At 70.1% G+C, this 21433-nt stretch carries 25 protein-coding genes; 16 read left to right on the forward strand and 9 right to left on the reverse strand.

The genetic code is table 11. From position 1 onward, the window contains the following. Positions 1-36: 36 nt before the first annotated feature. From ACSMFO_RS09440 to lspA, 4 genes are read left to right on the forward strand one after another with little or no spacing between them, the layout of a single operon-like run. Positions 37-729, forward strand: coding sequence for a response regulator transcription factor (locus ACSMFO_RS09440; RefSeq protein ID WP_037340466.1), 693 nt, complete (start codon positions 37-39; stop codon positions 727-729). After that, entirely contained in the window at positions 726-2150 is a 1425-nt protein-coding gene (locus ACSMFO_RS09445; RefSeq protein WP_052120752.1) for a HAMP domain-containing sensor histidine kinase, read from the forward strand. The genes ACSMFO_RS09440 and ACSMFO_RS09445 overlap by 4 nt, the downstream gene beginning before the upstream one ends. Continuing rightward, positions 2150-2644 carry a carboxymuconolactone decarboxylase family protein gene (locus ACSMFO_RS09450; RefSeq protein WP_436458065.1) on the forward strand — a complete coding sequence of 165 codons (495 nt, stop codon included), beginning with the start codon at positions 2150-2152 and terminating at the stop codon, positions 2642-2644. The genes ACSMFO_RS09445 and ACSMFO_RS09450 overlap by 1 nt, the downstream gene beginning before the upstream one ends. Continuing rightward, positions 2622-3140: a signal peptidase II gene (gene lspA / locus ACSMFO_RS09455; protein ID WP_436458066.1), complete on the forward strand. Its 519-nt coding sequence runs from the start codon at positions 2622-2624 to the stop codon at positions 3138-3140. The genes ACSMFO_RS09450 and lspA overlap by 23 nt, the downstream gene beginning before the upstream one ends. On the opposite strand, the gene ACSMFO_RS09460 is transcribed toward lspA, so the two are convergent. Next, positions 3118-3501: a VOC family protein gene (locus ACSMFO_RS09460; RefSeq protein WP_436458068.1), complete on the reverse strand. Its 384-nt coding sequence runs from the start codon at positions 3499-3501 to the stop codon at positions 3118-3120. The two genes, lspA and ACSMFO_RS09460, sit on opposite strands and share 23 nt — an antisense overlap. A gap of 92 nt (positions 3502-3593) precedes the next feature. On the opposite strand from ACSMFO_RS09460, the gene ACSMFO_RS09465 reads away from it, so the two are divergent. The 3 genes from ACSMFO_RS09465 to ACSMFO_RS09475 all read left to right on the forward strand — a co-directional run bounded on the left by ACSMFO_RS09465 (position 3594) and on the right by ACSMFO_RS09475 (position 6964). Further along, positions 3594-4394 (forward strand): DeoR/GlpR family DNA-binding transcription regulator, encoded by an 801-nt coding sequence (locus ACSMFO_RS09465; RefSeq protein ID WP_037340477.1) that lies wholly within the window; start codon positions 3594-3596, stop codon positions 4392-4394. Next, complete coding sequence (galT, locus tag ACSMFO_RS09470) at positions 4391-5473, forward strand: galactose-1-phosphate uridylyltransferase (RefSeq protein WP_038508120.1); 1083 nt, start codon at positions 4391-4393, stop codon at positions 5471-5473. The genes ACSMFO_RS09465 and galT overlap by 4 nt, the downstream gene beginning before the upstream one ends. 72 nt (positions 5474-5545) lie before the next feature. Continuing rightward, a complete protein-coding gene (locus ACSMFO_RS09475; RefSeq protein WP_073845140.1) occupies positions 5546-6964 on the forward strand; it encodes a S1C family serine protease in 1419 nt (472 codons plus the stop codon). Positions 6965-7077: 113 nt separating this feature from the next. Here ACSMFO_RS09475 and ACSMFO_RS09480 read toward each other — a convergent pair whose 3' ends face one another. From ACSMFO_RS09480 to ACSMFO_RS09505, 6 genes are all read right to left on the reverse strand, one after another. Continuing rightward, on the reverse strand, positions 7078-7488 hold the full coding sequence (locus tag ACSMFO_RS09480; RefSeq protein ID WP_436458071.1) for a hypothetical protein: 411 nt from the start codon (positions 7486-7488) through the stop codon (positions 7078-7080). Next, positions 7485-8552 carry a molybdopterin-dependent oxidoreductase gene (locus ACSMFO_RS09485; protein ID WP_436458073.1) on the reverse strand — a complete coding sequence of 356 codons (1068 nt, stop codon included), beginning with the start codon at positions 8550-8552 and terminating at the stop codon, positions 7485-7487. Before ACSMFO_RS09485 ends, ACSMFO_RS09480 begins: the two co-directional genes overlap by 4 nt. Further along, positions 8549-9157 carry a class I SAM-dependent methyltransferase gene (locus ACSMFO_RS09490; RefSeq protein WP_073845134.1) on the reverse strand — a complete coding sequence of 203 codons (609 nt, stop codon included), beginning with the start codon at positions 9155-9157 and terminating at the stop codon, positions 8549-8551. The genes ACSMFO_RS09485 and ACSMFO_RS09490 overlap by 4 nt, the downstream gene beginning before the upstream one ends. Next, the gene (locus tag ACSMFO_RS09495) at positions 9154-9798 is read right to left on the reverse strand and encodes a TIGR04282 family arsenosugar biosynthesis glycosyltransferase (RefSeq protein WP_436458074.1); all 645 of its coding nucleotides are present in this window, start codon (positions 9796-9798) and stop codon (positions 9154-9156) included. Before ACSMFO_RS09495 ends, ACSMFO_RS09490 begins: the two co-directional genes overlap by 4 nt. Continuing rightward, entirely contained in the window at positions 9795-10451 is a 657-nt protein-coding gene (locus ACSMFO_RS09500) for a glycosyltransferase family 2 protein (protein WP_436458075.1), read from the reverse strand. The genes ACSMFO_RS09495 and ACSMFO_RS09500 overlap by 4 nt, the downstream gene beginning before the upstream one ends. A gap of 145 nt (positions 10452-10596) precedes the next feature. Then, positions 10597-11124 carry a copper resistance CopC family protein gene (locus tag ACSMFO_RS09505; protein ID WP_436458077.1) on the reverse strand — a complete coding sequence of 176 codons (528 nt, stop codon included), beginning with the start codon at positions 11122-11124 and terminating at the stop codon, positions 10597-10599. A 337-nt stretch (positions 11125-11461) separates the two neighbouring features. On the opposite strand from ACSMFO_RS09505, the gene ACSMFO_RS09510 reads away from it, so the two are divergent. From ACSMFO_RS09510 to ACSMFO_RS09550, 9 genes are all read left to right on the forward strand, one after another. After that, complete coding sequence (locus tag ACSMFO_RS09510) at positions 11462-12028, forward strand: hypothetical protein (protein ID WP_436458079.1); 567 nt, start codon at positions 11462-11464, stop codon at positions 12026-12028. 3 nt (positions 12029-12031) lie between these two features. Further along, complete coding sequence (locus ACSMFO_RS09515; protein ID WP_436458081.1) at positions 12032-12934, forward strand: copper resistance D family protein; 903 nt, start codon at positions 12032-12034, stop codon at positions 12932-12934. A gap of 26 nt (positions 12935-12960) precedes the next feature. After that, a complete protein-coding gene (locus ACSMFO_RS09520) occupies positions 12961-13914 on the forward strand; it encodes a cupredoxin domain-containing protein (RefSeq protein ID WP_073845122.1) in 954 nt (317 codons plus the stop codon). Between the two features lie 73 nt (positions 13915-13987). Next, positions 13988-14446, forward strand: coding sequence for a hypothetical protein (locus ACSMFO_RS09525; protein ID WP_436458082.1), 459 nt, complete (start codon positions 13988-13990; stop codon positions 14444-14446). Continuing rightward, a complete protein-coding gene (locus ACSMFO_RS09530) occupies positions 14443-15045 on the forward strand; it encodes a cupredoxin domain-containing protein (RefSeq protein WP_436458084.1) in 603 nt (200 codons plus the stop codon). The genes ACSMFO_RS09525 and ACSMFO_RS09530 overlap by 4 nt, the downstream gene beginning before the upstream one ends. Before the next feature lie 76 nt (positions 15046-15121). Beyond that, complete coding sequence (locus ACSMFO_RS09535) at positions 15122-16462, forward strand: hypothetical protein (protein ID WP_436458085.1); 1341 nt, start codon at positions 15122-15124, stop codon at positions 16460-16462. Between the two features lie 10 nt (positions 16463-16472). Next, positions 16473-17171 carry a response regulator transcription factor gene (locus ACSMFO_RS09540; RefSeq protein WP_436458087.1) on the forward strand — a complete coding sequence of 233 codons (699 nt, stop codon included), beginning with the start codon at positions 16473-16475 and terminating at the stop codon, positions 17169-17171. Further along, positions 17168-18217: a sensor histidine kinase gene (locus ACSMFO_RS09545; protein WP_436458088.1), complete on the forward strand. Its 1050-nt coding sequence runs from the start codon at positions 17168-17170 to the stop codon at positions 18215-18217. Before ACSMFO_RS09540 ends, ACSMFO_RS09545 begins: the two co-directional genes overlap by 4 nt. Before the next feature lie 54 nt (positions 18218-18271). After that, positions 18272-19438, forward strand: a complete 1167-nt coding sequence (locus ACSMFO_RS09550; protein ID WP_436458090.1) for a serine hydrolase domain-containing protein — start codon at positions 18272-18274, stop codon at positions 19436-19438. Between the two features lies 1 nt (position 19439). Here ACSMFO_RS09550 and ACSMFO_RS09555 read toward each other — a convergent pair whose 3' ends face one another. Together ACSMFO_RS09555 and ACSMFO_RS09560 are read right to left on the reverse strand one after the other, a co-directional pair. After that, on the reverse strand, positions 19440-20243 hold the full coding sequence (locus ACSMFO_RS09555; RefSeq protein ID WP_436458092.1) for an MBL fold metallo-hydrolase: 804 nt from the start codon (positions 20241-20243) through the stop codon (positions 19440-19442). 71 nt (positions 20244-20314) lie between these two features. After that, the gene (locus ACSMFO_RS09560; RefSeq protein WP_436458094.1) at positions 20315-21376 is read right to left on the reverse strand and encodes an NAD-dependent epimerase/dehydratase family protein; all 1062 of its coding nucleotides are present in this window, start codon (positions 21374-21376) and stop codon (positions 20315-20317) included. Between the last annotated feature and the right edge of the window lie 57 nt (positions 21377-21433).

The raw sequence follows: 21433 nt of genomic DNA on the forward strand, positions 1-21433 counted from the left end.
TAGGCGAGTCTCAGCACTCTGCGTAAGACTGTCGCCATGCGCATCCTCGTAGTGGACGACGACAGGGCCGTCCGTGAATCACTCAGGCGATCCCTTGAGTTCAACGGGTACCAGGTGGAACTGGCCGGGGACGGCGCGCAGGCCCTGGAAGCGATCATCGCCAACAGACCGGACGCGATGGTCCTCGACGTGATGATGCCGCGGCTCGACGGCCTGGAGGTCGCCCGACGCCTGCGAAGCACCGGTGACGACCTGCCGATTCTCGTGCTGACCGCGCGGGACACCGTTTCCGACCGAGTGTCCGGCCTCGATGCCGGGGCCGACGACTACCTGCCGAAGCCCTTCGCGCTCGAAGAGCTGCTCGCGCGCCTTCGCGCGCTTCTGCGCCGGGCGATCCCGGATCCGCAGGCAGGCCAGAACGCCGAGGTCCTCTCGTTCGCGGACCTCACCTTGGACCCGGGGACGCGCGAGGTACGCCGCGCCGGGCGGGAGATCAGTCTCACCAGGACCGAATTCGCCCTGCTGGAGCTGTTCCTCTCCTACCCGAAGCACGTGCTGACCCGCAGCCGGATCCTGGAGGAAGTATGGGGATACGACTTCCCGACGTCGGGCAACGCGCTGGAGGTCTACGTCGGCTATTTGCGCCGAAAGACCGAGGCTGGGAACGAACCGAGGCTGATCCACACGGTGCGGGGAGTGGGCTACGTGCTGAGGGAAACCCCGCCGTGACCGAGCCGGTCCCGGTCGTCGACGTGTCCGAAAAGGATCCGCGCGGCGACCGCTGGGGCACGCGGCGCTTCTCGCTCCGCGGCCGGGTGACGCTGCTCGCGGCCGCGTCGGTGGCGGGCGCGGTGGCGCTGGTGTCCCTCGGCGCGTATCTCGTCGTGCGCGACAACCTCTACCAGCAGGTGGACGACAACCTGCTCGCCCGCGCGCAGGCCGCGGTCGATTCGCCGCAGGTGCAGACCGAACTGCAGCAGGTCCCCGGCGCCTTCCTGGCCAGCGCGGACCTGCAGATCGGCCAGCTGACGGTGGGGCAGAAGGTCCGGCTGACCTATCCGCAGTCCGGCAGCCGCCCGCCGTACGGCGACGACGAGATCGCCGTCGCCTCCGGGGACAAGGCGTTCTCCCTGCGCACCGACCCGAAGACCGACAGCCGGGTCGTCGCCCTCCCGCAGGGCGCCGGCCAGGCGATGGTGCTCGCCCAGTCGCTCGGCCCGACCAAGCGCACCCTGAACGAGCTTTCCGTGGTCCTGTTCCTGATCGGCGGCGCCGGGATCCTGGTCGCCGCGGCCGCGGGAACGGCGGTCGCGAGAGCGGGACTGAGGCCGGTCGACCGGCTCACGTCGGCGGCGGAACGCGTCGCCACCACGGGTGACCTGCGGCCGATCCCGGTCAGCGGCGACGACGAACTCGCCCGCCTCACCCAGAGTTTCAACACGATGCTGGGCACGGTCGCCGAATCGCAGGAACGCCAACGGCAACTCGTCGCCGACGCCGGCCACGAGCTGCGCACACCGCTGACGTCGTTGCGCACGAACCTGGAGCTGCTCCTGTCCGCGAGCAGGCCGGGTGCGCGGACGCTGTCCGACGAGGACCGCAGCGACATCGAGGCCGACATCCGCGGCCAGCTCGACGAGCTGACCCAGCTGATCGGCGACCTCGTCGAACTCGCGCGCCAGGACGAGCCGCGGATCGAGCACGAGCGGGTCGAGATGGTCGACGTCGTCGAGCGCGCGCTGGACCGGGCACGCCGCCGCGCGGGCGAGATCGAGTTCGACGTCTCGCTCCAGCCGTGGGTGCTGACCGGCGACACCAGCGCGCTGGAACGCGCGGTGCTGAACCTGCTGGACAACGCGGTGAAGTTCTCGCCGGAAGGGTCGACCGTCGGGGTCCGGCTGTACCCGGTCGGCGACGGCACGGCGGTACTCGAAGTCGAGGACTCCGGGCCGGGGATCGCCGACGAGGATCTGCCGAAGGTGTTCGACCGCTTCTATCGCTCGTCGGAGGCGCGGACGCTGCCCGGTTCCGGGCTCGGCCTCGCGATCGTCCAGCACGCGGCGCAGCGGCACGGCGGTGACGTCTACGCGGGCCGCGCGTCCACCGGCGGCGCGCTGATGACCTTGCGGCTCCCGGGAGCCCCGGCCTGATGGGTGACTACGACAAGGGCCTCGAACTGCTCCGGCTTCTCGGCGGCGTCGAGAACCCCGCGGTGCTGGAGCTGTTCGACGCCGTCGGGGCGACGGACTACGGCAGGGAAGCGGTCGCCTTCGTCTACGGCGGTGTCTACCAGCGGCCGGGGCTTTCGCCGGCACAGCGGCAAGTGATCACCGTCGCGGCGCTGGAGACCTTGGGATACGCGGAGGCGCAGCTTCGGTTCCATCGCGACGCCGTGGCGAACGTCGGCGGTGACCTGGCGCAGGACGACGAACCGACCAGGCGGCTCAAACGGATCGCGGTGTACACGGCGAAGGGCGGCGTGGCGCCGGAGCTGGCCGACGTCCTCCAGGAAGCGAAGGACGCGGGGGAGCTCCGGGAGGCCGTCGAGGCGATCCTCCATCTCGCCGTCTACGTGGGCTTCCCCGCCGCGCTCAACGCGCTCGCCATTACTCTGACGGGTGATGAGCACCGAGAACGAGCCTGAGCTGCCGCCCCGCCGTCTGCTGTGGACACTGCTGGTGGCCGCGGTGCTGCTGGCCGCGGACCAGCTGACCAAATGGTGGGCCGTCGACGCCCTCACCGACCACGCGCCGATCCCGGTGATCGGCGACTTCATCCGGTTCCGGCTGCTCTACAACCCGGGCGCGGCGTTCTCGCTGGGCGCGAACTCCACCTGGATCTTCGCGATCCTGGCCGCGGCCGCGGTGGTAGCGCTGCTGTGGATCTCCCGCAAGGTCCGTTCGGCGGGCTGGGCGATTTCGCTTGGGCTGCTGCTCGGCGGCGCGACGACCCATCTGGGAGACCGCCTGTTCCGCGAGCCCGGCTTCGCGCGCGGTCACGTCGTCGACTTCATCGACTACAACGGCTGGTTCGTCGGGAACGTCGCCGACATCGCGCTGTTCTTCGGCGCGGTCTCGCTTTTCGTGCTGAGCTTCCGCGGCGTCCCGATCGAAGGCGTCAAGGAGACGGCGGAGGAGTAACGAGGCAGAACTCGTTCCCCTCAGGATCCGCGAGCACGACCAGTCCGTCTTCGGGGTGCGCGAGTACGCGCGCGCCCAACGCGACAAGCCGTTCGATGTCGTCTCCGGTCAGGTCCAGATGCACGCGGTTCTTGACGACCTTCGATTCCGGCACCAGGTTGAAGAAGAGCCGCGGTCCCGATGCCGCTTCGACCAGGATCGAAGGATCCTCTTCGGGGCCGGACAACCCCAGCGACCGAAGGCGATCAAGCTCCTCTTCGTCATAGGGTGCGACTTCGTAGCCGTCGAGCGCGGCCGCCCAGAAGCGGGCGAGCGAAGCCGGATGCCGGCAGTCGAAGACGACGTCGCGAAGCCTGGCCATGGCCTCATGGTGGCAGGCGGCTCGGCTCGTCGCGCCATGTTTGATCGTGTAGGATTTTGTGTAGTTGATCCAATGTAGCTATCGGAGGCTCCGTGCTCGCGCGGCAACGACAGGCGGTGATCCTCGAGGAGGCGCGCCGGACCGGGGCGGTCCGGGTCAGCGATCTCGTCGTGAGGCTCGGCGTTTCCGATATGACGGTGCGCCGCGACCTCGACGTGCTCGCGAGCCGGGGCCTGGTCGAAAAGGTCTACGGCGGCGCCACCTCCATCGTCGGCAAGAGCACCGACGAACCCGGTTTCGAGGCCAAATCCGTGCGCCAGCGCGCGCAGAAGGAGGCCATCGCCGCCCTCGCCGCCGGGCTGGTCCGGCCGGGCACCGCGATCGGTATCTCCGCCGGCACCACCACTTGGACCCTGGCCAGGGCGCTCGACGAGGTCCCCGGCCTGACGATCGTCACGAACTCCATCCAGGTCGCCGACGTGCTGCGCGGCGCGAACCAGCCGGATCGCACGGTCGTCCTCACCGGCGGCGTCCGCACCCCGTCGGACGCGCTGGTCGGGCCGGTCGCCGTGCAGAGCCTGCGGTCGCTGCACCTGGACGTCGTCTTCCTCGGCGTGCACGGGATGGCCGACGGCCCCGGGTTCACCACGCCGAACCTCACCGAATCCGAGACCGACCGCGCGCTGGTCGAGGCGGGCCGCAAGCTGGTCGTGCTGGCCGACCACACCAAATGGGGCATCGTCGGGATCTCCACCATCGCCGGGCTCGAAGAGGCCGACGTCGTCGTCTCGGACGACGGTTTGTCCGACAACGCAAGGGAAACGCTCACCGAGCAGGCGGGTGAGCTGATGATCGCCGAAACGGCGGAGACGGCTGAGGCTGAAGAAGCGTGAAGCGCACGGTTAGGCACCTGGCCGACGGCCGGGAGATCATCTATTTCGACGCACCGGGCGCGCCCGAACGCACCGCCGAGGACACGCGTGACCTGCCCCAGGTCGCCGCCGCGTCGGAGATCCGGCGTGACCCGCTGACCGGCGAATGGGTCGCGATGGCCGCGCACCGGCAGACACGCACCTACAAGCCGCCCGCCGACCTGTGCCCGTTGTGCCCAACCAAACCCGGGAAACCCAGTGAGATCCCGGAGCCGGACTACGACGTCGCGGTGTTCGAGAACCGGTTCCCTTCCTTCGCCCGCAACGTCCTCGGTGATTCGTCCACAGTGGATGGAGCGGGGCTGGTGCCGGTCGCGCCGGGTGTCGGCCGCTGCGAGGTCGTCTGCTTCACCAGCGACCACGACGGTTCTTTCGCCGGGCTGACGGCGAAACAGGTCCGCGCGGTCGTCGACGCCTGGGCCGACCGCACCGCCGAACTGTCCGCGATGGACGGTGTCGAGCAGGTCTTCCCGTTCGAGAACCGCGGCGAAGAGATCGGCGTGACCCTGCACCATCCGCACGGTCAGATCTACGGCTACCCGTTCGTCACGCCGAAGACCGAGCGCCTGCTGGAGGTCGCCCGCGCCTACGAGGCGGAGCACGGCCGTCCGGTGATGGGGGACGTCCTGGCCGCCGAGCGGGCGTCCGGGGAGCGGGTCGTGGTCGCGGGCGAGCACTGGACGGCGTTCGTACCGCCCGCCGCGCGCTGGCCCGTGCAGGTCCAGATCGTGCCGCATCGCCAGGTGCCCGACATCCCCGCGCTTTCCGACGCCGAACGTGACGACTTCGCCGACGTCTACCTCGAAGTCCTCCGCCGCTGCGACGGTCTCTACGACCGGCCGCTGCCCTACATCGCGGCCTGGAACCAGGCGCCCGCCAAACGTGACCGCGAACTCGGCTGGCTGTACCTGGAGGTCTTCTCGGTCCTGCGGTCCAAGGACAAGCTGAAGTACCTGGCGGGTTCGGAGTCCGGGATGGCCGTGTGGATCAACGACGCCACCCCCGAGCAGATCGCGGACAGGCTGCGCGCCACCCGCTGACAGGGCCATACTCATGTGCGATGCACAGCTTTGGCTCAGGAACTTCTCAGGACCATCCCGCAAGGTGAAGACATGACCGAGAACGACGCCGAGAAGGCGCGGCCCGCCGGCGATCGGCCGGACGCGGAGCAGAGCGCGAACTGGGCGGCTCAGCCCGCGCCGCAGCAGCCCGACGCGACCGGCCTCGGCGGCCATGCCACTCCGCACACCGGAGCGCAGCAGGCCTACCCCGCGGAGCAGCAGCAGTACAACCCGTGGTCGCCTCAAGCCCAGGCCCAGCAGACTCAGACCCAGGAACACCAGGCCCAGGGCCAGTACACCCAGGGTCACCAGATCCCCGGCCAGCAGACGCCGTTCACCCAGCCGGGTCCGTCCGTCTACGCGGTCCCGCAGCAGCGCCAGGCGCAGAAGTCCACCTCGGGCAAGCTGCTCGCCGGTGTCGCGGCGATCGCGCTCGTCGTCGGCGGCGTCGCGGGCGGCACGGTCGGCTACCTGACCGGTGACGGGTCCGGCGGTTCCGCGGTGAACGCGCTCGACGCGCCGAAGCCCGCCCAGCAGACGGGCAACCTGCCCGCCGGTTCGGTCGAATCCGTGGCGCAGAAGCTGTCGCCGAGCGTGGTCGAGCTGCAGGTCTCCGGCCGCTCGGGTGCGGGCGAGGGCTCCGGCTTCGTGCTCAGCACCGACGGTTACGTGCTGACCAACAACCACGTCGTCGAGGTCGCCGCCGGTGGCGGGCAGATCCAGGCGGTGTTCCAGGACGGCAAGAAGGGCACGGCGACCGTCGTCGGCCGCGACCCCACGACGGATATCGCCGTGGTGAAGGTCAGCGGCGTCAGCGGCCTGACCCCGGTGGAGCTCGGCCGGTCCGACGACCTGCGGGTCGGGCAGCCGGTGGTCGCGATCGGTTCGCCGTTCGAGCTGACGGGCACGGTCACGTCGGGCATCGTCAGCGCGCTGAACCGGCCGGTGAGCGCCGGTGGCAACGGCGACCAGACCACGGTCATGTCGGCGGTGCAGACCGACGCGGCGATCAACCCCGGCAACTCGGGCGGCCCGCTCGCGAACATGGCGGGCCAGGTCATCGGCATCAACTCGGCGATCTACAGCCCGAAGTCCGCGCAGGGCCAGGGCGGCGAGAGCGGCGGCAACGTCGGCATCGGTTTCGCGATCCCGATCGACCAGGCGCGCCGCACGGCCGACGACATCATCAACACCGGCCAGGCGACGCAGACCTTCATCGGCGCGCGAGTGCAGACGGCGCCGACCGGTGGGGCGCAGCTCGGTGAGATCACGCCGGGCAGCCCCGCGGAGAAGGCGGGCCTCAAATCCGGCGACGTCGTGACGAAGCTGGACGACCGGTCGATCCCCAACGCGGACGCGCTCGTCGCCGAGATCCGCACCAGGGCGCCGAACGACAAGGTGAAGTTCACCCTCAGCGGTGACAAGGTCATCGAGGTGACCCTCGGCGGCCAGCCCGTCACGCCGAACTAGAGACGCTCGGCCGCAGTGCGCGGCCGAGACCAGCTCCGGCTCGAACCCCCAGCGGGCCGGACCTCGGAGGCCACGTGCGACCGGCTGCCAATCCCGGTCGCGCGTGGCCCCTTTTAATGCGTCTTCCGCCTGAAGAACACGGCCACGAGCACGCCGAGCCAGACGACCGCCAGGGTGACGAGCAGGCCCGTGACGGTGTCGGCGTCGTGCAGGCCCGGATTCCGAGCGCCGCCGAAAGGCCGCCACAGCAACGGGAACGCGAGCAGCGTCAGGACACCGGTGAGCACCGCGCCCGTCTTCACCGGGGTCTTCCAGCGGTCCGGGAGGAACCTGCTCAGCGCGAAACCCACGGCGCCGACCAGCGGCGCGATCAGCAGGTCGTGGACAAGAGGACCGCCGGCGAGCCAGCCGAGCGTCCCGAAGACGTCCGGGCGCAGAGGGAACGCGTACTCGGAGAACAGCACCGCGCCCCACGCGAGCGCGGCGAGACCGGGCAGGAACAGCAGCGACCGCAACGTCTTCACAGCGTCTCCAAGCGGGTGACCCATTTCGTCTGCAGGACACCGGGCCGGTTCGGGGCGATGATCCGGCACGGGAAGCCGTGGTCGGCGTCGAGCACCTCGCCGTTGAGTTCCAGCGCCAGCAGGGTGAGTTCGTCCGCGGTGTGCTCGCCGGGGAGATCGCTGATCCCGTACGGCCCGGCCTTCTCCAGCGAGAACACGCGGACCGGTGTCCCCGGCGTACTTCCGGCGTGCCGCAACAACTCCGGCAGCGAGACCCCGCTCCAGTGGGCGGACTCGCTCCAGCCCTCGACGCACGCGATCGGCAGTTCGGCCGAAGTCCTCGGCAGCGCGCGGAGTTCCTCCAGCGAATAGGTTTTCGTGCCGCTCGGGGTCACCACCGAGAGCCGCCAGTCCGGGTCTTTCGCCGCATCCAGGACACCGGCCGCCACGGCGGTCCGGTTCACCGGCAACCCCTGCGGGCCTTTGCCGCTCCGCCACGACAGCCCGGAAACGGTGCGCAGCAGAGGAACCGTCGCTCCGGCGGTCGCCACGACCGCGACCCCCGCGGCCAGCCAGGTCGTGCGGAGGAAGGCGCGCCGCGAGGGTTCGGGCTTCGTCGTGAGCGAGCGGCGGACAATGGGGAGCTTCACCGCGATGTGCACCAGGATCGAGCCGATCGCCACCCACGCGACCGCGTAGTGCAGCTGCGGGAAGTAGAAGTTCCACGGATAGTTCTGCGCGACGTTGAACAGGCCGGTGACGAGTTCGAAGAACGCGGCCGCGGAGAGCACGAGGATCGACAGACGTTCGAGCGCGTGCGGCAGCGAACGGATCACCGGGCGTTCGAAGAGTTTCGGGTAGACGCTCCAGAGTTTGGCCAGCAGCAAGGGAATCGACGCGATCCCGGAGATCATGTGCGTGCCCTGCGTGACCCGGTACAGCCAGACCGGACGGCTCGGCCAGCCGAACCACGGCGGTGGATGCTGGATGAGATGACTGATGAGGCCGGTGACGAAGCACAGGGTGAACGTGACGGCGAGGGCGAGCCCGATCCGGGACGTCACGCGCTCCGAAGGCGTGTTCATGCTTTCTCCAGACAGGCGAACCAGCGGTGGCCGTGGCTGGTGGACCAGGCGACGCGGAACGCGGTACGGGCGGCGAGGTCCGCGATCGCTTCGACCCCGACCCACGCCCAGGTGAACCAGGCGCCGTCGTCGGGGCGCAGGCGGACCCGGTCCTGGCGGAGGCCGCGGCCGGGCGGGTCGAGTTCGACGAGCACCGTCCCGCCGGTGGTGATCAGTTCCGCCATCCGCGTCAGGAGGCGGTGCGGATCGCCGCCGATGCCGATGTTCCCGTCGGCGAGCAGGACATGCCGCCAGCGTCCTTCGCCGGGGAGCCGGTCGAAGACGTCGCGGTGGAGCGCGGCGGCGCCCCGGTCGTGGGTGAGCCGCACGGCGGTGGCGGAGATGTCGACGCCGAGCGAGGCGACGCCGCGTTCGGACAGCGCGGCGGTGAGCCTGCCGGGGCCGCAGCCGACGTCGAGGGTCGGGCCGTCACAGGCGTCGAGGAGGACTTCGTCGCCTTCGCAGGGGATGGCCGTCCAGCGGTCCACCGGCAGGTCGACGCGTTCGCCGGTCGCCAGCTCCAGCCAGCAGCGGTGGCCGAGCAGGCCGCGGTCGAAGGCGGTCACCGGACTTCGGCCACCGCTCGGGCGAACCGGCCGTGCGGTGCCGCCTCGGCGACACGTCGTGCGTCCGCGATCGTGTCCACATCGGACAGTTTGGGTAGCTGCCCGGGGTGCAGCCCCACGTCCGCCAGTGCGCGCAGGGTCTGCCGTCCGGTGTCGTCACGCGACATCGGTACCCCGGCGAGAGCCTTGGCGTGTAACGGATCCTTGAGTCCCAGTGCCCACCAGCCACCGTCTTCGGCAGGCCCGAGGACGGAATCTTCGGACCTGTTCGCCGCTTCGGCCAGGAGCGCCGGAGTGACCTGAGGGGTGTCCATGCCGATCTGCAGGACCGCCTCCCCGGGGCGAGGGGCATCAGTGTGCGCGTTGACAAGACGCATGTCGAAACCCTGCCCGCGCTGGGGGATCACTTCGGTTTTTCGGAGTGCTGCGGCGATTTCCGTGCCGCGGGCAGCCTTGCCGAGGTCGCCGGTCATGGCGACGACCACGCGTGCGTCGGGAGTCTGGAGGGCGGCGTCGAGGGTGTCGAGCAGCGAGACGGCCGCGATCTCGGCAGCTTGTTCCGGTGTCGCGGGCGGGCACAGCCGCGTTTTCGCGAAACCGGGCACGGGCGCCTTGGCGACGATCAACAGACAGAAGGTCATCGGCTCAGCACCCGTCCGAAATCCCGCGTGGCGCGCAGGGTTCCCCGGAGCGAGCCGGAGACCTTCGACTTCGTGCCCTTGGCGCGTTCGCCGTAGGACACGTCGAACTCGGTGACCCGCCAACCCGCGCGCTTCGCCTTGATCAGCAGTTCGAGCGGATAGCCGAAGGCGCGATCGGTGACGTCGAGATCGAGGAGCGCCTGCCGTCGGACCGCCCGCAGCGGCGCGATGTCCCGGACGGGCAATCCCTTGTGCCGCAACAGCGACGAGATCAGCGCGTTTCCGGCTCTGGCGTGCCACGGCCAGACTCCCGGCCCGGTCGGCACCCGGCGCCCGACCGCCAGATCCGCGTCCGCGAGGCCGTGGACGAGCATCGGCAGTTCGGAGAGATCGAGAGAACCGTCGGCATCGGCGAAGCAGACGACGTCCGCCGTCGCCGCTTCCAGCCCGGTGTGCACGGCGGCCCCGTAGCCGCGCCGGGGTTCGTGGACGACCTTCGCCCCGAGCCCGGCCGCGATCTCGGCGGAACCGTCCGTGGAGCCGTTGTCGACGACGATCGCCCGATACCGCTCGGGCAACGCCGCCAGTACGCCGGGCAGGGCACCGGCCTCGTCGAGACAGGGGAGCACGACGTCAACCTGGTCATCGTTCACGCAAAGCACGTTAAGTCCGGGATGGACGGACGAAAACCCTTGCCGTGCTTACCGAATCATGACGTCGGCGAAGTTCTTACCGAGTTCTGACGGATCCCGCGCCCAGCCCGCCGGGCGGCCGGGACGGGGCTAAGGTGCCCGGCCGTCACGGTTTCGCGATCCACCTCGCCACGAACGCCCCGGCGAGCGCGACCAGCGCGGCCCCGGCGATCCACGGCCACACGGGCACGTTGTCGTCCGCCGCCGCGGTCTCGGTCCGCATCTTCGGGGCGGAGGCCGTCCCGAGGCCCGCCGTGGTGAGCGTGAACGGGACGGAACCCGACACGGGGTGGCCGTCCGCGGAAACCACGCGGTACTTCACCGTGTAGACGCCGGCGGAGCCCAGCGCTCGAAGGGGTGCGGAGAGCTTCTCTCCGGTGACCACGGGCGGTCCGCCTTCCCAATGCGACGTGCCGTCCGGACCGAGAACGGCCAATTCGGTGAAGCCGCGGTCGAGCGGTTCGTTGAACACCAAGGTGACGGCGGCGGGCGCGGAAGCGAGCGAGGCGTCCTTCACCGGATCACTCGAAACGAGCACGCTGTGCGCCATCGCGGGTTGGGCGCCGGCGAGCGCCATGAACAGCACCGAAGCGGCCATCACGGTATTTCGCACCGATGACGGGAAAAGCGGCATGGTCGGGTCCTCGCAATCGCGTCGGTGGACCGGGAGTGGACGCCCATGGTGGGCGACGGAATGGTCGGACGCGTTGCGGTGGAGAGGGTTCGTGCGACAACCGTGTTAACGAAAACTCACCGCTTCTGACGAAGAAGCACTCGAAATCGGACAGGCTTCACTCGTTCGGCCGCACGGGCCGGGCATTCGGCGGAGGAATTCACAGCCGGACGGAGTCATCGGGCCGGGTTCCTTTACCGGGGCTTCATGTGACGATCATGCCAGGTAACGCGGCAGCTGGTTTTCTTCTCGCCCATCGAGCCGTTCCCCGTTTCTCCTTCGTAGGAGAGGACTATTCGTGGCTTTGCGAGCTATCGTCCCGCGCCGGGACCAGCTGATCGCGGCGAGCCTCACCGGCGCGGTCGTGATCGTGGTCGGATACGCGTCGGGTCTCGGGCTGAAACCCGGGACGGCGGCGGAAAACCCGCCGCCGGTGATCGCCCAGCCCGTCCCGTCGCCGGTGCCGGTGCCGGTGCCGGTGCCGGACGGGAAACCGCCGCCTCCCGCGCCCATTCCTTCCCTGCCGGCGGTTCCGGTCACCGACGCCCCCGCCCCGGTGGCACCGCCCGGGCCCGGTGGCGGTGTCGACGCCGGCCCTTCGGCACCGCCACCGGAACCCGTGCCGACGCATCCGCATCCGGAGCCGCCGACCACACCGCCGCCGCCACCGGAGGAGCTTCCGGTATGTCAACCCGGTGCGGTGCAACAGGTTCTGGACACGGTCGCCACGCTTCCCCTGCTCGGCGGCGTCACCGGAGGCCTCGGTGTGACGGGAGCGGACGGGCTCGGCGCGACGCTGCTCGGGTACTGCCGCGCGGCCGACGGCACGGTCGTCCTCGAAACCGTTCCCGTTCCGGTTCGGTGAGCCATGGTCAAGACCTGGTACGTACTCGCCCGCTGCGTGGACTACTTCGGCATGACCCTGTTCACGGGCGGCCTGTTCTTCCTCGCGTTCCTGTGGCCGGACGGCGCGGGGCAGGGCCGCGCCCGCAAGGTCGTCGGAACCGGATGGTTGCTCGGTTTCGCCGGTACCGTCGCCGGTCTCGGCCTGCAGGGCGCGTGGGCGGCGCAACGGCCGGCCGCGGACCTGCTCGACTGGGACCTGCTCGGGCAGGTACTCGACACCCTATTCGGGCGCGTCTGGTTCGCGAAGGCGCTGCTGTGGCTGCTGGCGGGTGTCGTCCTCGCCGACCTGATGCAGCGCGGCCGGAACGCGGCGACGTCGACCGCCTGGCGGGTCGGCGCGGGCGTGGTGACACTCGGGCTTCTGCGCACGACGGGGTTGACCGGGCACGCGGTCGAAAGCGGGCGACCGTTGCTCACCCAGGTCGCGGATCTCGTGCATCTGGCCGGGATCTGCGCCTGGATCGGGGGACTGGCCGTCCTGTTGTTCGGCGTGCTGTCCCGGCGTGACCCCGGCGACCTCGCCGTCGTCGTGCCGCGTTATTCCCGGCTGGCCATGGTCTCCGTCTTCGCCGTCATCGTGGCGGGTGTCGTGCTGGCGTGGCAGACGGTCGGCGGCTGGGATCGACTGTCCACAACGGACTACGGGCGCACGCTCGTGATCAAGTTGCTCGTCCTCGCGGTCGTCCTCGTGCTCGCACAGGGCAGCAAGAGCTGGGTCGCCCGGCGCCTGGATTTCGCGGTGGTCCTGCGCGGGGACGCCGCCACCGTCCGCCCCTTCGTCCATTCCGTCGCCGCCGAGACCGCGCTCGTCATCGTGGTCCTCGTCGCGGCGAGCCTTCTCGTCACGGCCAGTCCCGGCCGGTGACCGTCCAACCGAAAGGAGTGTCCTCAATGGACAACCAGGAGACCGGGAACCCCACGGCCGAAGCGCCGCCGCCGGTGCCCGCCCGGCGCATCTGGCCGGTGGCGGTGGCGATCCTCGCCCTGGGTGTCGCGCTGTTCAGCCTCGCCACCCTGCGCGGCGGGCAGCAGGCGGACACCGCCAAGAGCGCCGACGTCGACCTGGCCGCGCTGTCGAAGCAGGGGCCGCTGGCGGTTCCGCTGTACCAGGGCCTCGCCAAGGAGAAGGCGGCGACCGCGTCGGCCAAGACCGTCGAGATCATGGGGTACAAGTACAGCCCCGCGAGCCTTTCCGTCGCCGTCGGCGACACGGTGACCTGGACCAACCACGACACCGCGCCCCACAACGTCGTCATCACCGACGGCCCGGAGAAGTTCACTTCGCCCACGCTGCAACAGGGACAGACCTTCAGTCACACCTTCACCAAGGCCGGGGACTACTCCTACTACTGCTCGGTGCACCCGGACATGAAGGCGTCGGTCAAGGTGGAGGGCTCGGGTACTCCGCCGACGTCGTCGCCGACGAGTGCCCCGCCGACCTCGAAGCCGACTTCGAGCCCGACGCACTCGATGCCGTCCACCACCCCCGGCGGCGGGTCCTGTGTCCCGAAGGGGGTGCTGCAGCCGATCATCGACCACGTCAAGGCGGCGCACCTGCAGACCTCGCCGGGACAGCAGGTCCAGGACATCCTGAATCTCGACCAGTACATCAAGACCCACACGGTGTGGCTGGAAACCGTCCTCGCCCCGGTGCTGGACGGATCGGCCGACAAGGTCGTCGCCGACACGCTCGCACCGATCGTCGCGCATCTCAAATCCGCGCATCTGGAGACGTCGCCCGGTCAGCAGGTGGCCGATCTGCTGAACCTCGACCAGTACATCAAGACGCATACGGTGTGGCTCGAAACCGTGCTCACGCCGTTGCTGAACCAGGCGAGCTGCTAGCCGGGGGCCCGGCCGGTAAGCGGCCGGCCGGGCCCTTCGCCAGTATCCACGTTCCCGAGTACGGAGACGAGCGATGTCCGACACCGAACTCCTGCCCGCCCCGGCCGAGACCGGCCACACGCTTCGTCCGGATCGTTGCGTCGTCGAGCCGTCGTTCCGATTCCTGCGTTTCCCCTTGGCACGCGCCAGGTTCACCGCGACCGCGGGATACCTGGACGTCTCGGAGGATCCCGCGCTCTTCGTCGAGCTGGACGTCCCTTCGCTACGCACCTATCCGTGGCCGTTGAAGTACTTGATCCGGCACGACACTCGCGTAGTGACGTTCACCTCCGGCGAGTTCGCCGTGGAGGGACGGCAGGTGCGGATCGACGGGTGGATCGGCGACCGCGCGCTCGTGCTGTCCGGCGAGCTGCGTCCGGTCGACGAAACAGGGATCGTCTTGTGGGCCAAAGGAATCCTTCCCCGGCCGCGCCGCGCGCCGTGGTACGTCCGCCGCGTCCACGTCGAGATCGCCATCGAGTTCGTCCGATGAAGCGGCTCGCCGGCCTCGTCCTGACGGCGGCCTTCCTCATCCTGCAAGCCCTCTGCCTGGCGCCCCCGGTGGACGCGGCCACGCAGCAGGTGATGATGCAGGACTACGCCTACGGCCCGGCGGCGCTGACCGTGCGGGCCGGGGACACCGTCACCTGGATGCAGCACGATCAGGCGCCCCACGACGTCGTCACGACGAGCGCCCCGGTCGCTTTCCGCAGTCCGCAGCTTTCGGCGGGGCAGAGCTGGAGCTACACCTTCACCAAGCCGGGCACGTATTCCTACTACTGTTCGGTGCATCCGGACATGCGCGCGACGGTCACCGTCCTCGCCGCGGAAACGGCGACGAAGCAGCCGTCTCCCACACCTTCGAAACAGACCACGGCCCGGCCGACGGCGTCTTCGGCTCCGTCGCCGAGCTCGCCTCCGACGAGCAGCAGTGCGGCGCCCGTGAGTGAGACCCCGGCGCCCGCTCCTCCGGTCACTCAGCAGGCGGCGGCCACCGGCCCGTCACTCGACCCGATGCTGCTGGTCGCCGGGGTCGTCACCGCGGTGGCGGTGCTGTGCCTGCTCCTGGTCGGGTCGCGGCCGGGCGGGTGAGGGAAGGTCTTACCGAGTTCTGACGGACGGCGCCGACGCGTCGTTTCGCGCGGGGAACGCGGTTACGGTGCCGGTGATGTCCACTGTCACCGCCCCTTCCCGTACCGGCCGCCGGGCCGATCTGATCGCCGTGGGGCTGGCGATGCTCGTGGTCGCCGCCGCGATCGGCGTCGGCCTCCACTACAACCGGCCCGGTTCCGGCGTGGTGATCTACGCGTTCGCGCCGCCGCTGTTCGGCTTGTGGCTGCCGCATGTGGGGCCGGGTTCGGTCGCCGCCGTGGTGCTCGCGCTCCTCGTGGTCACCAAAGGTCCCTCGCTCGCCGCGCGGCTGCGATGGCGTCCGCTGCTCGCGCTCGGCTACGTGACCGCGCTGCTGTGGACGTTCTCGCTGGCGATGATCGACGGCTGGGCGCGCGGTTTCACCGGCAGGCTCACCACGGAACACGAGTACCTGCACGAGGTCCCTGGCATCACCGACATCCCGGCGATGCTGAACGAATTCTCCTCGCGCATCCTCGACTTCCAGCCGGACTCGTGGACGACGCACGTCTCCGGGCATCCGCCGGGCGCGACGCTGGTCTTCGTCTGGCTCGACCGGCTCGGCCTGCAGGGCGGCGCGTGGGCTTCGACGGTCGTCGTGCTCGTCGGTTGCCTGGCTGTGGTCGCGGTGCCGGTGACGCTCGCCGCGCTGGGCCGGGAGGACGCCGCGAGGACGGTCCTGCCGTTCGCGGTGCTCACTCCGGGCGCGATCTGGATCGGGGTGTCCGCGGACGGGCTCTTCGCGGGGGTCACGGCGACCGGGATCGCGCTGCTGGCGCTGGCCAAGCGACGGCGGATCCTCGCGCTTCCCGGCGGTCTGCTGCTCGGGTTCGGGCTCTTTCTTTCGTACGGTCTAGTGCTGCTGGGCGTGCTCGTGCTGGCCGTCGTCGTGCTCACCCGCGAGTGGCGGATCCTGCTCGTCGCCACGGCGGGCGTTGCCGTGGTCGTCTTGGCGTTCGCACTGACGGGTTTCTGGTGGCTCGACGGCTATCACCTGGTGGTGGAGCGCTACTACCAGGGGATCGCGACGCTGCGCCCGTATTCCTACTGGGTGTGGGCGGATATCGCGGCGGTGCTGATCGCGATCGGGCCCGCCGTGATCGCCGGGACACGACGAGCGGGCGCGGACTTCCTGGCCGGGCCGAAACGCTCGTTCCGCGAGCCGGTCACGCTGATCGTGCTGGCCGCGGCGCTGACCATCGCTTTCGCCGACCTGTCCGGCCTGTCGAAGGCGGAGGTCGAACGCATCTGGCTACCGTTCGAGGTGTGGCTGCTGCCCGCGGTGGCGCTGCTGCCGTCGAAGGGGCGGCGGTGGTGGCTCGCCGCGTCGGCGGCCACGGCGCTGGTGGTGAACCATCTGGTGCTGACGAGCTGGTGAGGTGGATGGCATGACAGAACAGGGCCGGGTGCTCGTCGTCGACGACGACGAGACCGTGCGGGACGTCGTCCGGCGGTACCTGGAGGTCGCGGGCTTCGAGGTCGACGTCGCCGGGGACGGCGCCGAAGGGCTGCGGCTGTTCTCCACGACCGGGCCGGATCTGGTGGTCCTCGACGTCATGATGCCCGGGCTCAACGGACTCGAGGTGTGCCGCCGCCTGCGGCAGGTGAGCCAGGTGCCGGTCGTGATGCTGACCGCGCTCGGCGAGGAGGAGAACCGCATCGCCGGACTCCAGCTCGGCGCCGACGACTACGTCACGAAACCGTTCAGCCCCAAGGAACTCGCGTTGCGGGTGGCGTCGGTGCTGCGGCGGGCGCGGATGCCGCGCCCCGAACCGGCGGCACGCGTCATCACCGACGGTGACCTCGCGCTGCAGATGTCGGCCCGGCAGGCCGCCCTCGGCGGCGTGGAACTTCCCCTGACGAGCAGGGAATTCGATCTGCTCGCGTTCTTCCTCACCCATCCCGGGGTGGCGTTCTCCCGCGCCGATCTGCTGGAGAAGGTGTGGGGCTGGGACTTCGGTGACCAGTCCACCGTGACCGTCCACGTCAGACGGCTGCGGGAAAAGATCGAGAAGAATCCGGCGAAACCCGTCCGCGTCGCCACCGTGTGGGGCGTCGGCTACCGGTACGACCCGGTGCGGCGATGATCGGCTCCGGGGAGTCGCTCGGCGAGATGCTGGCGCACGCCTGGCACATCCTGCCGTTCGCGCTGATGTTCGCGTTGCCGGTGGTGCTGCTCGGCGGGCTGGCCCTGTACCTGCTCCGGCACGGTTCGCTGGCCAGCACGATGACGATCCTCGTGCTGATCCCGGTGCTCGCGACGCTGATCGCGGTGCTCGGGATCAGCGGGTTCATGTTCACCCCGGCGCTGACCACGATGACCCTGGTCTGTCTGCTGGTCGCGCTCGTGACCGTGCCGGCGGCGCTCGTGCTCGGCCGCGCGATCGCGCGCCGCAGTGTGTGGGAACGGGAGGCACGGGAACGGGAGCGCGCGGCCGAGGCATCGCGGCGCGAACTGGTCGCGTGGATCAGCCACGACCTGCGGAGCCCGCTGGCCGGTATCCAGGCGATGGCCGAGGCCGTCGCGGACGGCGTCGTCGCCGACCCGATCGAGGTCACCGGTTACGCGCGGCGGATCAGCGGGGAGACCACGCGACTGTCCGGCATGGTCGGCGACCTGTTCGAACTTTCGCGGATCACCGCGGGCGCGCTTCAGCTGACGATGGCCGCGGTGCCGCTGCGCGATGTCGTCAGCGACGCGGTCGCCGCGCAAGCGCCGCTCGCCGAGCAGAAACGCGTGCGGATGATCGAATACGCCGAAGTGTGGCCGGTCGTCTCCGGCAGCGACCCGGAACTGGCGCGGATCGTGCGCAACCTGGTGTCCAACGCCGTGCGGCACACGCCGCCGGACGGGACGGTCGCGGTCCAGATCGGCATCGACGGCGGCGAGGCGCTACTGGCGGTCTCCGACGGCTGCGGCGGCATCCCCGACGACGAGATCGGGCGGGTCTTCGACGTCGCGTTCCGCGGGACGACGGCGCGCACCCCCGAACGCGGCGGGCTGGCGAGCGGCGGCGGGCTCGGGCTGGCGATCGCGAAAGGCCTCGTCGAAGCCCATCGCGGCCGTATCGGCGTTCGGAACGACGGCCCCGGCTGCCGGTTCGAGGTCCGGCTTCCGCTCGCCATGCCCTGACCGTGTCAGCGGTGTGTCACCGCGGTGTCAGCGCGGGCCGCGATCGTTGCCGCCATGACGACTTCAGCGAAGCGATTCTTCCGACGGGCCGGGATCACCGCGGTGGCGGCCGCACTGCTGGCCGGGATCACGCCCGGCGTGGCCGCCGCGGACAAGGGACGGGACCGGCCGGACCTGCAAGCGTTGGCCGAGCAGATCGCGGCCTCCGGGTTCGCCGGGGCGCAGCTGCGGGTGCACGACGCGCGGGGCGACTGGACCGGCAGCGCCGGGGTGCGCGAGCTGGGTTCGGCCGCCAAGCCGCCGACGAACGGGCGGTTCCGGATCGGCAGCAACACCAAGACCTTCGTGTCCACCGTCGTCCTGCAGCTGGTGGGGGAGGGCAAGGTCGGCCTGGACGCGCCGGTGGCCGGGTACCTGCCCGAGTTCGGCCTCGACCGGCGGATCACCGTGCGGATGTTGTTGCAGCACACCAGCGGCCTGTTCGACTACACCGGCGCGATGCTGCCCGACGGCACGATCGTGCCGGGAATCCCCTTGACGGGTAAGGAGTTCCTGGACAACCGCTACCACACCTACCGGCCGGAGGAGCTGGTGCGTTTCGGCCTGTCCAAGCCGCCGCTGTTCGCTCCGGGAACGGACTGGACCTACACGAACATCAACTACGTCCTGGCCGGGCTGGTGATCGAGAAGGTCGCCGGCCGCCCCTACGGCGATGAGATCCAGCGGCGGATCCTGCGGCCGCTCGGACTGCGTGACACCGTGGTGCCCGGGACCTGGCCGGGCATCCCCGGGCCGCACGCCCACGGCTACTACCGCTACGAGGAGAAGCCCGGGCAGTGGAAGACGGTCGACATCACGAACCAGAACCCGTCGTGGGCGTCCAGCGCAGGTGAACTGATCTCGACCACGAAGGACCTCCACACGTTCTTCTCCGCACTGCTGGGCGGAAAGCTGCTGCCCGCCCCGCTGCTCGCCGAGATGCGCAAGCCGCACCCGAAGGGCGGTTACGGCCTCGGGCTGTACGTCCAGGAAGCGAGCTGCGGCACCGTCCTCAAGGGTATGGGCGGTTTCCACGGCTACGGCACGCTGATGGCCAGCACGGCCGACGGCAGCCGGACCTTCGAGTTGTCCATGACCTACGGCGACTCGGCGGCCGATCTGGGGCAGGCCTACAACAAGGCGGACCAGCTGCTCACCGACAAGGTGCTCTGCGGCAAGTAGCTCAGAGCCGCAGGAACCCCATGTCAGGGAAGTGGGCCGGCGCGATGATCGCGCCGGTCTCTTCCGCTTCGGCGAGAAAGCGTTGCCGGGTACGGAGAGCGAGATCCGGGTCGACGTCGCCGAGGAAGCCGACCCGCGAGTCCGTCAGCTGCGCGGGAGTGTGCAGGATGTCGCCGAGCAGCAACAGACGCTCGTCGTCCGCGGTGATGTCGAGGACGTAATGGCCGGGCGTGTGCCCGGGGGCGTGCCGAGCCACGATCCCGGGCGCGATCTCGACGCCGTCGCCGCTGATCGCCTCGGTCAGCCCCGCGCCGCGGGCGGTCTCCATCCCGACGCGGCTCCATTCGCCCGTCCCGGCGGGGGCGATCAGCGCTTCCCAGTCGAGTTGGCCGAAGACGACCTGGGCGCAGGGGAAGGTCAGGTCGCCTTCGGGGGCGATCCAGCCGATGTGGTCGTTGTGCAGGTGGGTGAGGAAGACGGTGTCGATCTCGTCCACCGGGCACCCGGCCTTGTCGAGTGCGGCCGCGAGGTCGCCGCCCGTGCCCATCGGCGGCGTGGGGTCGCCCTTGGCGGGCGTCATCCCCGGCGGGAACGCGAATTCGCGCGGGCCGAGGCCGGTGTCGACGAGGATCGTGCGGCCGTTGCCGCGGATCAGGTACGCGCCGGTCGGGACGTGCACGGTGCCGTCCTCGTCGAAGACGTCCGGGTGGGCTTCGGGGTCGAGACCGGGGAAGAACGCGAGCGGCAGCCGGATCAGGCCGTCCCCGAGCGCTTCGATCTCGATGTCTCCGACGGTGATGCCCACCAAAACCCCCAAAAAAGTCGATTCCGTTGCCGGGAACGACAACCGGCCGGGGGCCCGGTCTGTTCCCGGTTTCAGGAACCGACCGGTTCCCGCAGCTCAGCGGTGGCGAAACCGGCGATGCCTTCGGCGAAACCCGTTCGCGCGGTGAAGCCGAGCAGCCGTTCGGCGCGGGCGGGATCCGCGACGACATGCCGGACGTCGGCGGGACGGGCACCGCCGGCGATCTTCGGGGCAGGCCCGTCACAGGCCTTCGCGAGCTCCTCGGCGAGTTCGCCCACGGAGTGGGGTTGCCCGGAACAGATGTTCAGCGGCGTCAGGTCGCCTTCGGGGCCGTCGGTGCCGAGCGCCAGGACGTTCGCCCTCGCCACGTCGTGGACGTGCACGAAGTCGCGCTGCTGTTCGCCGTCCTCCAGCACGACCGGCGCTTCGCCGCGCAAAAGCGAGGAGCGGAACAGCGACGCGACACCCGCGTACGGGGTGTTCTGCGGCATCCGGGGCCCGTAGACGTTGTGGTAGCGCAGAGCCCAGACCGTTCCGCCGGTCTGCCGGGCCCACGCCGCCGCCAGATGTTCCTGGGCGAGCTTCGTGGCCGCGTAGGTGCTCCGCGGCTGCAACGGCGCGTTTTCGGGAACCAGCCGCCAGCCGAGCTCGGCGCCGCAAGCCGCGCACGTGGGCTCGAAGCGTCCGGCATCCACATCGGACTGTTTCCGCGCCGACGGCGCGACGATCCCGTGGACGGGGCACTCGTAGCGACCCTCGCCGTAGACGACCATCGACGAGGCGAGCACCAGTTTCCGCACTTTCGCCCGGTGCATCGCCGCGAGCAGCACAGCGGTCCCGTAGTCGTTGTTCAGCGCGTACGACGGCGCGTCGGACGGATCGACCCCGTGTCCCACGACGGCCGCCTGATGGCAGACCGCGTCGACGCCGTCCAGCAATTCCGCGACCAGCTCCGTGTCGGTGACGTCGCCACGCAGGAACCGGTGGCGGCCGGTGTACCCGGGCGGGCGCGGCGAACCGTGCGCGGTGCCGAGGAGGTTGTCGAGGACGACCACCTCGTGGCCTTGATCGGACAGCAGATCGGCGATGTGGGAGCCGATGAACCCGGCCCCGCCGGTAATCAGTGTTCGCACCGCTCCGACGCTAGGGCCGATTTCCGGCGGCGGCGCCGGATCACCGGCTCACGTCAG

The sequence above is a fragment of the Amycolatopsis sp. w19 genome (assembly GCF_051373225.1).
Taxonomy (GTDB): domain Bacteria; phylum Actinomycetota; class Actinomycetes; order Mycobacteriales; family Pseudonocardiaceae; genus Amycolatopsis; species Amycolatopsis japonica.

Excerpts from the sequence above, each read along its gene's own strand:
- ACSMFO_RS09440 (WP_037340466.1), top strand. The coding sequence starts at position 37 with ATGCGCATCCTCGTAGTGGACGACGACAGGGCCGTCCGTGAATCACTC.
- ACSMFO_RS09450 (WP_436458065.1), top strand. The coding sequence starts at position 2,150 with ATGGGTGACTACGACAAGGGCCTCGAACTGCTCCGGCTTCTCGGCGGC.
- lspA (WP_436458066.1), top strand. The coding sequence starts at position 2,622 with ATGAGCACCGAGAACGAGCCTGAGCTGCCGCCCCGCCGTCTGCTGTGG.
- ACSMFO_RS09460 (WP_436458068.1), bottom strand. The coding sequence starts at position 3,501 with ATGGCCAGGCTTCGCGACGTCGTCTTCGACTGCCGGCATCCGGCTTCG.
- ACSMFO_RS09475 (WP_073845140.1), top strand. The coding sequence starts at position 5,546 with ATGACCGAGAACGACGCCGAGAAGGCGCGGCCCGCCGGCGATCGGCCG.
- ACSMFO_RS09485 (WP_436458073.1), bottom strand. The coding sequence starts at position 8,552 with ATGAACACGCCTTCGGAGCGCGTGACGTCCCGGATCGGGCTCGCCCTC.
- ACSMFO_RS09495 (WP_436458074.1), bottom strand. The coding sequence starts at position 9,798 with ATGACCTTCTGTCTGTTGATCGTCGCCAAGGCGCCCGTGCCCGGTTTC.
- ACSMFO_RS09505 (WP_436458077.1), bottom strand. The coding sequence starts at position 11,124 with ATGCCGCTTTTCCCGTCATCGGTGCGAAATACCGTGATGGCCGCTTCG.
- ACSMFO_RS09515 (WP_436458081.1), top strand. The coding sequence starts at position 12,032 with ATGGTCAAGACCTGGTACGTACTCGCCCGCTGCGTGGACTACTTCGGC.
- ACSMFO_RS09520 (WP_073845122.1), top strand. The coding sequence starts at position 12,961 with ATGGACAACCAGGAGACCGGGAACCCCACGGCCGAAGCGCCGCCGCCG.
- ACSMFO_RS09525 (WP_436458082.1), top strand. The coding sequence starts at position 13,988 with ATGTCCGACACCGAACTCCTGCCCGCCCCGGCCGAGACCGGCCACACG.
- ACSMFO_RS09530 (WP_436458084.1), top strand. The coding sequence starts at position 14,443 with ATGAAGCGGCTCGCCGGCCTCGTCCTGACGGCGGCCTTCCTCATCCTG.
- ACSMFO_RS09535 (WP_436458085.1), top strand. The coding sequence starts at position 15,122 with ATGTCCACTGTCACCGCCCCTTCCCGTACCGGCCGCCGGGCCGATCTG.
- ACSMFO_RS09540 (WP_436458087.1), top strand. The coding sequence starts at position 16,473 with ATGACAGAACAGGGCCGGGTGCTCGTCGTCGACGACGACGAGACCGTG.
- ACSMFO_RS09545 (WP_436458088.1), top strand. The coding sequence starts at position 17,168 with ATGATCGGCTCCGGGGAGTCGCTCGGCGAGATGCTGGCGCACGCCTGG.
- ACSMFO_RS09550 (WP_436458090.1), top strand. The coding sequence starts at position 18,272 with ATGACGACTTCAGCGAAGCGATTCTTCCGACGGGCCGGGATCACCGCG.